Source organism: Tepidicaulis marinus, assembly GCF_000739695.1.
GTDB classification, from domain to species: domain Bacteria; phylum Pseudomonadota; class Alphaproteobacteria; order Parvibaculales; family Parvibaculaceae; genus Tepidicaulis; species Tepidicaulis marinus.
Window position 1 is genome coordinate 1 of sequence record NZ_BBIO01000005.1, and the last position, 13,222, is coordinate 13,222.

General features: G+C 61.7%; 10 protein-coding genes and 1 tRNA gene. 6 read left to right on the forward strand and 5 right to left on the reverse strand.

Features of this window, described 5'->3' with window-relative positions; all coding sequences use genetic code 11:
• Window positions 1-4,251 (reverse strand): MBG domain-containing protein (locus tag M2A_RS05960; RefSeq protein ID WP_156101682.1); only part of this gene is annotated, 4,251 nt, incomplete at its 3' end.
• Between the two features lie 319 nt (window positions 4,252-4,570).
• Between M2A_RS05960 and M2A_RS05965 the strand changes: the two genes are divergently transcribed.
• Window positions 4,571-5,524 (forward strand): LysR substrate-binding domain-containing protein, encoded by a 954-nt coding sequence (locus tag M2A_RS05965; protein WP_045444453.1) that lies wholly within the window; start codon window positions 4,571-4,573, stop codon window positions 5,522-5,524.
• A gap of 19 nt (window positions 5,525-5,543) precedes the next feature.
• Here the strand turns inward: M2A_RS05965 and M2A_RS05970 are convergent.
• From M2A_RS05970 to M2A_RS05980, 3 genes are all read right to left on the reverse strand, one after another.
• A tRNA-Leu gene (locus M2A_RS05970) sits at window positions 5,544-5,630 on the reverse strand.
• Between the two features lie 166 nt (window positions 5,631-5,796).
• Window positions 5,797-6,003: a hypothetical protein gene (locus M2A_RS05975; protein ID WP_156101683.1), complete on the reverse strand. Its 207-nt coding sequence runs from the start codon at window positions 6,001-6,003 to the stop codon at window positions 5,797-5,799.
• 326 nt (window positions 6,004-6,329) lie between these two features.
• Window positions 6,330-7,112: a competence/damage-inducible protein A gene (locus M2A_RS05980; protein ID WP_045444458.1), complete on the reverse strand. Its 783-nt coding sequence runs from the start codon at window positions 7,110-7,112 to the stop codon at window positions 6,330-6,332.
• A gap of 156 nt (window positions 7,113-7,268) precedes the next feature.
• On the opposite strand from M2A_RS05980, the gene sfsA reads away from it, so the two are divergent.
• The 4 genes from sfsA (at window position 7,269) to M2A_RS06000 (ending at window position 9,988) form a co-directional block, all read left to right on the forward strand.
• Window positions 7,269-7,967 (forward strand): DNA/RNA nuclease SfsA, encoded by a 699-nt coding sequence (gene sfsA, locus M2A_RS05985; protein WP_045444461.1) that lies wholly within the window; start codon window positions 7,269-7,271, stop codon window positions 7,965-7,967.
• A gap of 47 nt (window positions 7,968-8,014) precedes the next feature.
• Window positions 8,015-8,800: a type I methionyl aminopeptidase gene (gene map / locus M2A_RS05990; protein WP_045444857.1), complete on the forward strand. Its 786-nt coding sequence runs from the start codon at window positions 8,015-8,017 to the stop codon at window positions 8,798-8,800.
• Window positions 8,801-8,805: 5 nt separating this feature from the next.
• On the forward strand, window positions 8,806-9,513 hold the full coding sequence (radC, locus tag M2A_RS05995) for a RadC family protein (RefSeq protein ID WP_045444463.1): 708 nt from the start codon (window positions 8,806-8,808) through the stop codon (window positions 9,511-9,513).
• A gap of 217 nt (window positions 9,514-9,730) precedes the next feature.
• On the forward strand, window positions 9,731-9,988 hold the full coding sequence (locus M2A_RS06000; RefSeq protein WP_045444465.1) for a YjhX family toxin: 258 nt from the start codon (window positions 9,731-9,733) through the stop codon (window positions 9,986-9,988).
• Window positions 9,989-10,044: 56 nt separating this feature from the next.
• On the opposite strand, the gene M2A_RS06005 is transcribed toward M2A_RS06000, so the two are convergent.
• Window positions 10,045-11,535 (reverse strand): amidase, encoded by a 1,491-nt coding sequence (locus M2A_RS06005; protein WP_045444860.1) that lies wholly within the window; start codon window positions 11,533-11,535, stop codon window positions 10,045-10,047.
• 262 nt (window positions 11,536-11,797) lie between these two features.
• Here M2A_RS06005 and purB point away from each other — a divergent pair, with 262 nt between their 5' ends.
• Window positions 11,798-13,105: an adenylosuccinate lyase gene (purB, locus tag M2A_RS06010; RefSeq protein WP_045444468.1), complete on the forward strand. Its 1,308-nt coding sequence runs from the start codon at window positions 11,798-11,800 to the stop codon at window positions 13,103-13,105.
• Window positions 13,106-13,222: the final 117 nt, after the last annotated feature.

Below are 13,222 nucleotides of genomic sequence, written 5' to 3' on the forward strand. Positions count from 1 at the left end.
TTGCCTGCCGGCGGAAAGCGTGCCTTGGCTGATCGCGTATGGCCCGCCCGCCACGGTCTCCCCTGCCGTCCGGACAAGCGCGCCGGTGAAGATCGAGGCATCATCCCCGTTCGTCAGCCCGCTATGGGTGAAGGTGAGCGCGGGGTCCACCGCGCCATAGACTTTTGAAAGCGCATTCGCCATTACCGTCAGCGCTGCAGGCGTGATGGTCAGGTTCGCGCCATTGAAGCTGATCGTATAATTGCTGCCGGCCGACAGCGTGCCTTGCGTGATCGCATAAGGCCCGCCTGCTACCGTTTCGCCTGCGGCCCGCACAAGCGCGCCGGTGAAGACCGAAGCATCGTCCCCATTCGTCAGCCCGCTATGGGTAAAGGTGAGCGCCGGATCACGCTCCGCATAGACTTTGGAGACCGCATCCGCCGTCACGGTCAGCGCCGCCGGCGTGATGGTCAGATTGGCGCCGGTGAAGCTGATCGTGTAATTGCCCCCGGCGGAGAGCGTGCCTTGGCTAATCGCGTAAGGCCCGCCCGCCACCGTCTCCCCTGCCGCGCGGGTCAGCGCGCCGGTAAAGAGCGAGCTGTTATCCCCGCCGACAAAGCCGGAGAAATTGAAAGTGAAAGCCGGGTCCGCGTCACCGTAAGTTTTCGTCTGCGCATCCGCTGCCACGCTCAAACTCGCCGGTGTAATGGCAGCAGAGCTGCTGGCCGTCGGCGAAAGCGTATAGTTCCCGGCATCGGTGCCTGAAAGCGCAAGGCCTGTCACGTTGACCGTCTTGCCTGCGCCCACATTGGCATCGGTAAAGGCAAAAGTGCCGGAACCTGCCGCCGACACATCATCTCCGCCCACAATGCCGGTAAGGCCGAGGATCGTACCGGTCGCCGCGACGGTGGCATCGTAGACCTTATCGTTCGCGGCCAAATTCACGCTGAGTGCCCTCGGCGTGATCGTGAAATTCGCGCCCGTGAAATCGATGATGTAATTGCCGCCTGCCAAGAGCGTGCCTTGGCCAATCGCATAAGGCCCGCCCGCCACCGTCTCGCCCGCTGCCCGGACAAGGCCGCCGGTAAAGAGCGAGCTGTTATCCCCGCCGACGAAACCGGAGAAGTTGAAGGTCAGGCCGGGATCCGCATCGCCATAAGTCTTGGAGAGCGCATCGGCTGCAACCGTCAGCGTTGCCGGCGTAATCGTTGCCGTCGCCGCCACACCCGGCGCGAGGACATAATTATTGGAATCCGCACCGTTAAGCGCCAGGCCCGAAATCAGAATGTTCTTAGCGACGCCCGCATTGGGATCGGCAAAGGCAAAGCTGCCCGAAACCGTGACATCATCTCCGCCGATCACGCCCGTCACGACGCTGCCTGACACACGTGCCACCACCGTGCCGTCATAAACCTTGTCATCCACCGTCACGGTCACCGTCAGCGTTGCCGGGTCGATGGTCAGCGTGCCGTTCTGCCAGATGATGTCGGCGCCGAGCGCATCGGAAAAGAGCCCGCGGATTTCATAAGTGCCCGCATCCGTCACCCCGGCAAGATTGCCGCCCAGCGTGCCGGACAAGGCAGCCATCGGGTCGGAGATTGTCGCCGTGAAGCCGCTCGCTGCCTGCCCGTCATAGGTCTTGGTGATGTCGTTCACATCGATGGTGATGGGGGTGAGGAAGGAGCGCAGCACCGGGCGCGCTTCATCTTCGTAGATTCGCCAGGTCGTGCCCGTGCCGCCATCGCCGTCAATGTCCCAACCCGCATCGATATAGGTTTGCGGGTCCATCAGTTCGGCTGTCGTGTGGCCCGTCACCGGCGATCCGCCGCCGACACCGTCAAGCCCGATACCGTTTGCCTGGCCAGATGTGTCCGTATCCCAGAAGGACCCGGTAAGCGGCGCGCCGCTGCCGCCGGGGGCAACCCGGCCCGCATAACCGCCGACATTGGTGCTGCCCGTCACCGCGCCCGATGAATAGGTGTTGACGATGCGGGACTGCGCCGAGGCCGGGGCATAGCGCCCGGCAAAGCCGCCCACTTCGTCATTGCCGTTCACGGCGCCGGTTGCATAGGAATTCTCGATAATGCCCGACTGCAGCCCGACGAAGCCGCCGATGAGATCGTTCCCGCTTACGCTGCCCGTCGCAAAGGAAAGCGTGATCGTGCCATTCGTGCTGTTCGTGCCGGCAAAACCGCCCACTTCATCCGAAGCGCCGCCCGGCGTCACGTTCCCCGTCGCATAGGACCGCGTGATCGTGCCGCGGCTATTGACGCCGATGAAACCGCCGACCCCTTCGATGCCTGTGCCCGTTACCGTGCCGCTAGCAGAAGAATCGCTGACCGTGCCCAGAATATCGAGGACGTTCACGCCATCGAAGAACGAGAAGCCGTTCGAGCCGATCAATCCGCCAACGCTGCCGCTGATCGCATTGTTGACGCCCGTCACATTGACGGAAGAGCTGACATTGCGGATGACGCCGCCATTCTGCCCGACCAATGCACCCGTATCCGCGCCGCCCGTCACCGAGCCGCCCGCCAGATGCACATTCTGAATGGTGGAGTTACGCGTGCGTCCGAAAAGACCGATATAGCCGTCCGTTTCCCCGCCGCGGCTGATGAAGAGACCCGAGATCGTGTTGTTGAGCCCTTCGAACGTACCCTGGAAATGATTGTTCCGGTCGCCGATGGGATCGAACCCCAGCCCGCCATTCAGCCCGGACGTGGAGGACGCATCGAGATCGCCCGCAAGCGCATAGCGCCCGGTAAGGCCGGAACCGATGGCCTGCAGATCGCTGACACTATGGATCAACGTATAGGCCTGCCCGTCAATGCTCAGGCTGGCGCTTGCCCCGGCAAGCGTCACGCTGCCATTCGTGCCGAAAGAATAATCCCCGCCGAAAGTCAGCGTCAGACCGCCCGAGGTGCCGGTCGAGGTGATATCCGAATTGATCTCGATATTGCGCACCGCATCGAGAATAAGAACCGTATCGGCACTCCAGGTAATATCGTCATTGATGAAGATATCACCATTGCCCGCGCTGGCGCCATTGTCGCTGTCGAGCGTCACGTTGGTGCTGGCAAGATTGGCGGACACCGTCGCCCCCGTAATATCCTCGCCGGTGGCCGCCACGGTCAGATCGTTCGGGTCGATGAGCCAGGTGCCGGTCGTGCCGTTTTCGGCAAGGGTCGAAACGCGTGTGCTCCCGGCAATGTCGATATCGCCGCCGGAGGTTTCTATGAAACCGCCCGAAGCCCCCGCGCCGCCTTCGGCTTTCAACGTGCCCGAAACGCGCATGCGCCCGCTTGCGACAAGCACGGCGTCACCGCCGTCTTTGCCCGCGTTTGAGGCGGAAACATCGATGAGCCCCGAAACATCGATATCCGCGGCCTCAGCTGTTACCGTGCCGCCCGCACCGTCAAGACCCCGCGCTTCCAGCGTGCCGGAAATGCCGATCTCATTCGACGCGGTCAGAAGAATGCGCCCGTCCCGCTCGGCGCTGCCCGTGGCGCGCACCAGCCCTTGCGTGTTCCCGGCAAGCGCATAGACATTGCCATGGGCGGCGGCAAGTTCCGCCTGCGCCGCGCTGACAGCGCCCTCATTCGTCACATCGCCGCTGGTGCTTGCGCCCTGAATGAAAAGCCGCTGCCCGCCGCCTTGCGTTTGCAGCAGCACCTCATCGCCCGCGCCGAGCGCCGCCACACCGTTTTCCGCCTCAACCGTTCCGGAATTCTGCACCGCCCGGCCGATCAGCACCACATCGCCAGCCTGCGAGACGATGCGGCCCGCATTGACGATGGAACCATGCGAGGAACCGGCAAAGCGCATCGCTCCGCCATCCAGAAAATCTTCATTGGCAATGTCGCGGGTCGAGGCAACGAAGCTGCCTCCCGTGACGATTTCCCCGCCGGGGCCGACTACAATGCCGTTAGGATTGATGAGATAGGCCGAACCCGTCGCGGTCAAAAGCCCGTCGATCTGCGAGATGTCGCCGCCCGTCACGTGGTTCAGCGTGGCGCCGAGGCCGTTCTGGATCGCCACGCTATTGCCCGCGCCGATGGAAAAGCCGTCCCAATTGATGATCCCGGCGAGCGAGCTTTGCGTGATGGTGGCGCTGGCGCCGGAAAACTGGATATCCCCCTGCCCGGCAACGAACTGCCCGCCGCTCGGCAGCGCCTCGGCGCCCAGCGCCGGCATCGCATAGCCCTGCGCAATGATCGTTGCACCCAACAGAGCCTTGCGGCTCGTCCCGAACACACGGTCCCCAGTAGCCATGCCGATCACCTTTCTACTCACTCATGAAACTGCTGTTCTAGGTGAAGCAAAAAAGGCGGGTGAAATCTAGGCAATTATTGATATAATATTAAAAAGTGATCGACTATTCACACTATTTATATACCGATTTACTTTTTTGAATAGAGATATATTTAATGCACACAAATAAACGGACCCCATCTTAACACATAAGTAAGGATTTCACATTTCACCATAGCGTGAGTGAAATTTTGGCAGTTTTTCTGGGATTTCCGTACCCCCACACCCTCATCAACCAATCGCCCCGCCAACCAGCCAGCCGGGAGGAAGCCGCCGCGTCATGAATATCCGGCAATTAGATCTCAATCTGCTTCTGGTTTTCGATGCCGTTTACAAGGAGCGCAGCATCAGCAAGGCGGCAGCGCGGCTCGACCTTTCCCAGCCCGCCGTCAGTAATGCGCTAAAGCGCCTGCGCCACTTCACCGGAGACAATCTCTTCTTCCGGGCCGGAAACGCCATGATGCCGACCCGCACGGCCAATGCGCTTGCGGTGCCGGTCGCCCACGCGCTCAGCACGGTCGAGGAAAGCTTTTCCTCGCTGCGCGCCTTCGACCCGGCGGCATCGACACGCCTTTTCAAACTCACCATCAACGATTTTCTGCGCGTGACGCTCGTTCCCCCGCTCACCAACTTTCTCGAGCGCGAGGCGCCCGGCATCAAAGTGGAATATCAGGCCCGGACCGGCACGGCCGCTGCTCATATCGACGCGCTCCGGCGCCGCCAGACGGAAATGAGCATGCTGCCCCGCTCGGCGGTCGAGGGGCTTGAGGAGATTTCCTATCTGCCGGTAACGACCGACGGGCTGCAGCTTGCGGTGCGGGCCGGCCACCCCCTGCTTGCCGGGCCCGTGACCAAAGAGGCGCTGGCCGGCGCGCGCTATGTCGCAACGAATAACGCGCCCTTCGTCCGCGCCATCGTCGACGGCGCCTTCAAGGCGGAGGGGATCGAGCGCAACATCACCTGCTTCGTGCCCGACACGACGACGATTCCCTCCATCGTCGAAATGACGGACCTGATCGGCGTGATCGGCCAGAACAGCCTCGCCCGGTATCAGCGCGATCATGCGCTTGTCAAACTGCCCGCCCCCTTCACCTTCCCGCAAATCGAGGCAGGCTTCGTTTGGCTGCGCGAGGCGGATGAAGATCAAGGCCTGCAATGGCTGCGGGATAAAGCCGCCCGGATTCTCCAGACCGCGCTTGCCGTCCATCCGCAAGACACGGCACCAAAAGATTAGGGGGAAGCGGAACCGGAAGTGGTGGCCGCGGCCGGACTCGAACCGGCACTCGCAAAAAGCGAAGCAGATTTTAAGTCTGCTGTGTCTACCATTCCACCACGCGGCCAGCGGGACCGGACGAAAGAAGCCCGGCAGGAAAGCCAAGGATAAGGCCCCAAAGAGACGCGGATTTCAACACGCTTGTCGGAATAGCTGCGCCCTTTCCAAGAGTTTTCCCCAAACAAAAACGGCGGCCCGAAGACCGCCGTTTTGAAACTTTCGTCAAGACAGGCTTAGTTGGCCATGCCCTGCCACACCGGCCAGCAATTGTTGCCGGCTTTGGCGGCGAGCTTCGCCTGCGCGTCTTTGGCGTTGGAGCCATCCGCAGCTTCGACGTAGTCGTCCTTGCCCGTGCACCAGACATAGAACTGATGCTTGCCGGCTTTCGACATGGCATCGAAGCTGGAGTCGAGCGCCATGGCGCCTGCGCTCATCAGCATCGTTGCTCCCGCAGCCATCCCAAGAATACCAAAAACTTTTTTCATCTTCCTGATCTCCCTCCGGGTTTAAAACCCTTGTTACAGGCCAGTGCCTGTTTTCCCCCACATGGCTCTTTCTCACCCAGGAGCCAAATGCACCGGGCGGCGACTGACAAGCCTTTTTCATTCGGCAATTTAGTCGATCGTGGGGAAATTGTATCCGATTCCATAAGAGATTCGACTGAATTCTTCGTAATGTTCGCGGGGATGTTGCAGAAAAGCGACGGAAAACCAAGCTTTTCCGCGGGGTTTGTGCCCCACCCTCGTCTCTGCCATCCCGCTTAAGGTTAAGAGGCCGCCCGCACGTCCCCCTCGATCGGCACCGCCCCCAGTTCCCGCATCAAGCCCCGCACCTCTTCTTGCGTGCGCACCAGCGCCGCCTCGTCAATGGACCTGATGACAATGCTGGTGCCGTAGCGCTTGCCGATGAAGAAGGGATAGGAGCCGATGCTGACATCGGGATGCGCGGCCTGCAGCGCGCCCAGCCCCTCCGCAAGCTGCCCCTCGCCCATCTCGCAGCTCACCGTGGCCGAGAGCATTTTGCGCCCGCCTTTCAGGCGCCCGGCAAGCCCGTCCATCATCACTTGTACGATCATGGGAATGCCCGCCATGACGAAGACATTCTCCATCTGAAAGCCCGGCGCCTTGCTCACCGGGTTGGGGATGAGCGAGGCCCCTTCCGGAATCCGCGCCATGCGCTTGCGCGCCTCGGTAAAGGGATTACCGGTTTCCTCATAATGCCTGGTGAGAATCGCCATGGCTTCGGGGTGATGGCCGATGGGCACGCCGAAGGCCTTGGCCACACAGTCGGCAGTAATGTCGTCATGGGTCGGGCCGATGCCCCCGGTGGTGAAGACATAGTCATAATTTGCCCGCACCTCGTTCAGCGTCTCGACGATCACCCGCTCCACATCCGGGATCATCCGCGCCTCGCGCACCTGGATGCCCATATCGCCGAGATAGCGGGCAATATAGGAAAGGTTGGCGTCCTTAGTGCGCCCGGACAAAAGCTCATCGCCGATCAACAAAACGCAGGCCGTCACCGGACCTTCCGCCGCGCCATTTCCCATCAGGGCCTCCAAACTGCAAAACTTTCTCTAAGGATAATACGCCAGCGGGCGCAGGCAATGGCCGCCATGCCTGCGCCTGCGCAAGGGGTCCCGCGCGAATTGCAACGAAAGCCCTTCAGTTGCGGCTTTTCCCCGGACTGATTATGGTCCGCCCCCATGAAATTCGACCCGCCCCTCCTCTCCGGCCGGCTAATCAAGCGCTATAAGCGCTTTTTAGCGGATATCCGCCTCGATAGCGGCGAGGAGATTACCGCCCATTGCGCCAATCCGGGCTCCATGATGGGCCTTGCGGGCGAGGGCATGCGGGTCTGGCTCTCGAAAAGCGGCAATCCGAAGCGAAAACTCGCCCATTCCTGGGAAATCGTGGAACCGGAGGCCGGCTGCCTCGTCGGTATCAACACGGCCCATCCCAACAGGATCGTGGAAGCCGCCATCTTGGCAGGCGAGGTGCCGGAACTGACGGGCTATGAAACGCTGCGCCGGGAGGTGAAATACGGCCAGAACAGCCGCATCGACCTTCTGCTGGAAGATCCCGGCAGGCCGCCCGCCTATGTCGAGGTGAAAAATGTCACCCTCGCCCGGGAGCCCGGAATCGCTGAATTTCCCGATGCCGTTACGGCCCGAGGGGCGAAACATATGGAAGAACTCGCCCGGCGGGCAGTTGCGGGCGAGCGGGCGGTTGTGTTCTTTCTTGTCCAGCGCAGCGATGCGGAACGGTTCCGCCTTGCCGCCGATATCGACCCGGCTTACGCAAAAGCCTTTGAGGCCGCTGTTAACGCCGGGGTCGAAGCCCTATGTTATAAATGTGTGATCACGCCGGAGGAAATCCGGCTCGACCGGAAGCTGACGCTATGAGCCTGACCGACCAAGACGAGGATTTCGAATTCGGGGATTACGACCCGATGGGCCGGAATATTAAAACCCATGGCGCGGAAGCCTTTGAGGGCATGCGCGCGGCGGGCCAGCTTTCGGCAAGCTGCCTCGACATGCTGACCAAGGAAATCCGCCCCGGCATGACGACGAAGGCAATCGACGATCTCGTTTTCGAGTTCGGCATGGATCACGGCGCCCAGCCCGCCACACTCGGCTACAGAGGCTTCACCGCCTCCTGCTGCACCTCTATCAACCATGTCGTTTGTCACGGCATTCCCGGCGACCGGGTGATGCGCGAGGGCGATATCGTCAATGTCGACGTCACCTTCATCAAGGATGGCTGGCACGGCGACACGAACCGCATGTTCTTTGTCGGCCAGGTGCCGCGCAAGGCCGAGCGGCTGTGCGAGATTACCTACGAAGCGATGATGCGCGGCATTGCCGAGGTCAAGCCCGGCGCAACGCTCGGCGATATCGGCGCGGCCATTCAGGAATATGCCGAAGGCGAGCGCTGCTCGGTGGTGCGCGAGTTTTGCGGCCACGGCCTCGGCCTCGTCTTCCACGACGCGCCCAATGTGCTGCATTACGGCCGGCGCGGCGAAGGCGCGGTGCTGAAGGAAGGCATGTTCTTCACCATCGAGCCGATGATCAATGCGGGCCGCCCGCATGTGAAAATGCTGAATGACGGCTGGACCGCCGTCACCCGCGACCGCTCCCTCTCCGCCCAGTTCGAACATTCGATCGGCGTGACAAAAGACGGCGCGGAAATTTTCACGAAATCCCCTGCCGGGCTCGACCGCCCGCCTTACGCCTAAACTCCGTGGCAGAGGCGGGGCAGCAGGATAAAGCCTCCGGCACGCCGCATCATGCCGGCCACCGCCAGCGCCTGCGCGAGCGGTTCAGAAAGGCAGGCGCCGAGGCGCTGGCCGACTACGAGCTCTTGGAGCTTGTGCTTTTCCGCGCCATCCCGCGGCGCGATGTCAAACCGCTCGCCAAGGGCCTGATCGCCAGGTTCGGCTCCTTCGCCGCGGCGATTGCCGCCGAGCCCGCCCGGCTTCTGGAAACCAAAGGCATCAGCGAGGCGGTCGTGACCGAATTCAAACTGGTGCAGGCGGCAGCCCTTCATCTTGCCCAGGCAAAGGTGATGAAACAGCCCGCCATTTCTTCCTGGTCGGCGCTTCTCGATTATTGCCGCGCCGCCATGGCATACGGGACGACAGAGCAATTCCGCATTCTCTTTCTCGACCGCAAGAACATTCTGATTGCCGATGAGATTCAGCAAAAAGGAACGGTCGATCACACGCCCGTCTATCCGCGCGAAATCGTCAAACGCGCGCTGGAACTTTCCGCCTCCGCCATCATTCTCGTGCACAATCACCCAAGCGGCGATCCGACCCCCTCTCAGGCCGATACCGAGATGACGAAGAAGATCGTGGAAACGGCAAAACCGCTCGGCATCGCCGTGCACGACCATCTCGTCATCGGCAAGGACGGCCATGTGAGCTTTAAGTCACTCGGCCTGCTCTAAGAGTGCCGCCTGCCGCTTTCGGGAATTGACGCCGCGCCGCCCGCGGGTATTCTCAGGGCCGCCGGGTGAACCGGCGATCAGGAGACTTTATGTCCAGCAAGGAAATTGTGCGCTAACTGCCCCGCTCTTCTTGAGTGAGCCTGGGCAGTAATCAATCCGCCCCGCAGGCCGCGCGTGCGCCTGCGGCGCTCGTTGATGTGTAACTTGCTGGTTTCCAATGAACATCTCGAAGAAAGAGCAGCGCGTACTTCACGCGCTGGCTCAAGGCGGGCGCATCGTCATTGAACGCGATGGCCCCCGCAAACTCACCCGTGTCGATTGCATCACCCGCGACGGCTGGTTCCTGACGGACTGCACCGAACCGGTTTTCAAGAAGCTGAAACGCCGCCGCCTCATCCGCTCGCAAGGCGGCAAGCCCTATAGGATCACCCGCGAAGGGCTCGAGGCGGTGCGCGCGCAGCTCGACAACAGATGAAAAGAAAGGGCGCCTCACCGGGCGCCCTTTCCTATCCATTCTAGTTTTTACCGGGCTCAGGCATTCACCGCCGAGTAAGGCGCCCATTTGTCCATCCAGGGCTGGGCTTTTTCGAGCTCATAGGCAAGCTGCAGCAGCAGCCCTTCCTGGCCCTTGGCGGCGGCGAACTGGCTGCCGATGGGAAGCCCCGCCTCGTTCCAGCTCAAGGGCACGGACATGGCCGGTGTGCCCGCCACATTGTGCTGCGGCGTGTAAGCGACGTAAGTCGTCGTGCGCTCATAAAGCGTATCGAAATCGACCGTCGGTGCCTGCTCGCCGAGTTTGGGCGGCGCGCTCGCCAGCGTCGGCGTCAGCCAGACATCATAGCCGGTGAAGAACTCGGCAATATCCGCTTCCACCTTGGCGAAATAGGCGAGCGCGTTTTTCATCGCATCCGCGTCCTTGGCATTGAAGAAATCGGCAAGGCCGAGCGTCCAGGGCTCGAGCAGTCCGGTTTCGGCGGCGGGCTTGCCCGTCTTTTCTTCCACCAGCGCTTTGAGCTGCGCCGGGCCGGAGGCCCAGGCCGTCAGGAAATGATCGATGAATTTCGGCCCGTCGATGGGCGGCGTCACATCGACGATCTCATGGCCGAGCCCTTTGCAAAGCTCCGCCGTTTCCTCGATTGCTTTGCGCACATCGCCGTCCGGGTCGCTGCCGTCATAGCGCGCCATGCTGAAGGCGATCTTGAGGCGCTTCGTGCCCGCATCCGTCACATTGCCGGTCGGAGCAAAAGCGCCGCCCTCTTTCACTTCCGTCAGATCGAGCAGCGCCGCGCTGTCGCGCACCGAGCGCGAGATGACATGCTTCACGGAAATATCGCCCGGCATCGGGTCCTTGTTCTGCTCCAGCATGCGCCCGCGGCTGGGTTTGAGGCCGAAAAGCCCGCAGCAGGACGCGGGAATACGGATCGAGCCGCCCCCGTCGCTCGACTGCGCGAAGGGCACCATGCCCGCCGCCGTTGCCGCCGCCGAGCCGCCGGAAGAGCCGCCTGTCGAATGCTCGAGATCCCAGGGATTGCGGCAGGCACCGAGCAGCAAAGGCTCGGTCGTCGCCAGAAGGCCGAATTCCGGCGTGTTGGATTTGCCGAGCACGACAAGCCCCGTCTCCAGCGTCTTATCCGTGTAAGGCGACTGCCAATCGGACACATAATCGGCGAGCATTTTAGAGCCGGAGGTGCGGCGCCCCCCTTTCAGGTCGTTCAGGTCTTTGAGAAGATAAGGCACACCGGCGAAAGCCCCCTCGCCCGCGCCTGCCTTGGCTTCCTCACGGGCCGCCTCGAAGGTCTCGGTCACCACCGCGTTGACCTTGCCGTCCAGCCGCTCGATCCGCGCAATCGCGGCATCCACCAGTTCAAGCGGCGTCACTTCTTTCTTCTTCACCAGTGCCGCCTGGCCCAATGCGTCCAGCTTGACGAAGGGGTCGTTTGCCGCGCGCGCGGGCATATGGCGAAAACCGATGGCAAGGGCGCCGGCCGCAGCCGAGCCCTTCAAAAATTGACGGCGATCCATGTATTCCTCCCAGAATTCTGTCTTTTCCATCTCGGCCGATGGGTAGGAGGGCAGTATTGCGCCTCTTTTTGCCAAATAAAATGCAATATATCTGAAGGACCCGTTCAGATTATTCATCGATAGGCCCCTTTCCGGGCAGAATTGGTCCCCTGCCCGCCTGCCGGGGCAAGGTTCAACCGGGCCGGAGCGGGCCGGTTGAGCCTTGCCCCGCCATCTGCTAAAGCAACGGCCTCCACTCCACCTCATTAAAGGCGAATGCTCGATGATCCCGCGCTACTCCCGGCCGGAAATGGCCTCCATTTGGGACCCTGCCACGAAATTCCGTATCTGGTTCGAGATCGAGGCCCATGCCTGCGATGCGCTGGCGGAGCTCGGAGTGATTCCCAAAGAGGCGGCCAAAACCATCTGGGAGCGCGGCGGCAAGGCCGAGTTCGACGTGGCGCGGATCGACGAGATCGAGCGCGAGGTCAAACACGACGTCATCGCCTTCCTGACGCACCTGTCCGAATTCGTCGGCGAGGACAGCCGCTTCGTCCACCAGGGCATGACCTCCTCGGACGTGCTCGACACCTGCCTCAACGTGCAGCTCACCCGCGCCGCCGACCTTCTGCTCAAAGACCTCGACGCCCTGCTCGCCGCGATCAAGAAGCGCGCCTTCGAGCATAAAGACACGATCACCATCGGCCGCAGCCACGGCATCCATGCCGAGCCCACCACATTCGGCCTCAAAATGGCGCAGGCCTATGTGGAGTTCGAGCGCTGCAAGGAGCGTATGCTCGCCGCGCGCAAGGAAATAGCGACCTGCGCCATTTCCGGCGCCGTCGGCACCTTCGCCAATATCGACCCGCAGGTCGAAGAGCATGTGGCAAAAGCCATGGGGCTCGAGCCGGAACCCGTTTCGACCCAGGTTATCCCGCGCGACCGTCACGCCATGTTCTTTGCAACGCTGGGCGTCATCGCCAGCTGCATCGAGCGGCTGGCGACGGAAGTGCGCCATCTGCAGCGCACGGAAGTGCTGGAAGCGGAAGAATATTTCTCCGAGGGCCAGAAGGGTTCCTCGGCCATGCCGCATAAGCGCAACCCGGTCCTGACCGAAAACCTGACCGGTCTTGCCCGCCTCGTGCGCGGCATGGCGCTGCCGGCCATGGAGAACGTCGCGCTCTGGCATGAGCGCGATATTTCGCACTCCTCCGTTGAACGGATGATCGGCCCAGACGCAACTGTCACGCTCGACTTCGCGCTCGTGCGCCTCACCGGCGTCATCGAGAACCTGCTCGTCTATCCTGAGCGCATGCAGGAAAACATGGACAAGCTCGGCGGCCTCGTCTTCTCTCAGCGCGTGCTTCTGGCGCTCACGCAGAAAGGCGCAAGCCGCGAGGACGCCTACCGCTTCGTGCAGCGCAATGCGATGCCCGTCTGGCGCGGCGAAGGCAATTTCCTCGAGCTTTTGAAAGCCGACAAAGAGGTTTCCGCGAAACTCTCGGACGCCGAACTCGATGAGCTTTTCGACATCGGCTACCACACGAAACATGTGGATACGATTTTCAAGCGCGTCTTCGGCAAGGCATAACTTTTTTTGTCGTCCCGGGACTTGTTCCCGGGATGACCGAAGAGCGGTGCGGCGATGCGCAAAGCCGCCGACACATGCCACACAGCTGACACCTAAACATGTATAGTCCCCGGCAAA

Bases quoted from the DNA above. Each gene is read 5' to 3' on its own strand.
- M2A_RS05965 (WP_045444453.1), top strand. From the start codon at position 4,571: ATGAATATCCGGCAATTAGATCTCAATCTGCTTCTGGTTTTCGATGCC.
- M2A_RS05975 (WP_156101683.1), bottom strand. From the start codon at position 6,003: ATGCTGATGAGCGCAGGCGCCATGGCGCTCGACTCCAGCTTCGATGCC.
- M2A_RS05980 (WP_045444458.1), bottom strand. From the start codon at position 7,112: ATGGGAAATGGCGCGGCGGAAGGTCCGGTGACGGCCTGCGTTTTGTTG.
- sfsA (WP_045444461.1), top strand. From the start codon at position 7,269: ATGAAATTCGACCCGCCCCTCCTCTCCGGCCGGCTAATCAAGCGCTAT.
- map (WP_045444857.1), top strand. From the start codon at position 8,015: ATGGGCCGGAATATTAAAACCCATGGCGCGGAAGCCTTTGAGGGCATG.
- M2A_RS06000 (WP_045444465.1), top strand. From the start codon at position 9,731: ATGAACATCTCGAAGAAAGAGCAGCGCGTACTTCACGCGCTGGCTCAA.
- M2A_RS06005 (WP_045444860.1), bottom strand. From the start codon at position 11,535: ATGGATCGCCGTCAATTTTTGAAGGGCTCGGCTGCGGCCGGCGCCCTT.
- purB (WP_045444468.1), top strand. From the start codon at position 11,798: ATGATCCCGCGCTACTCCCGGCCGGAAATGGCCTCCATTTGGGACCCT.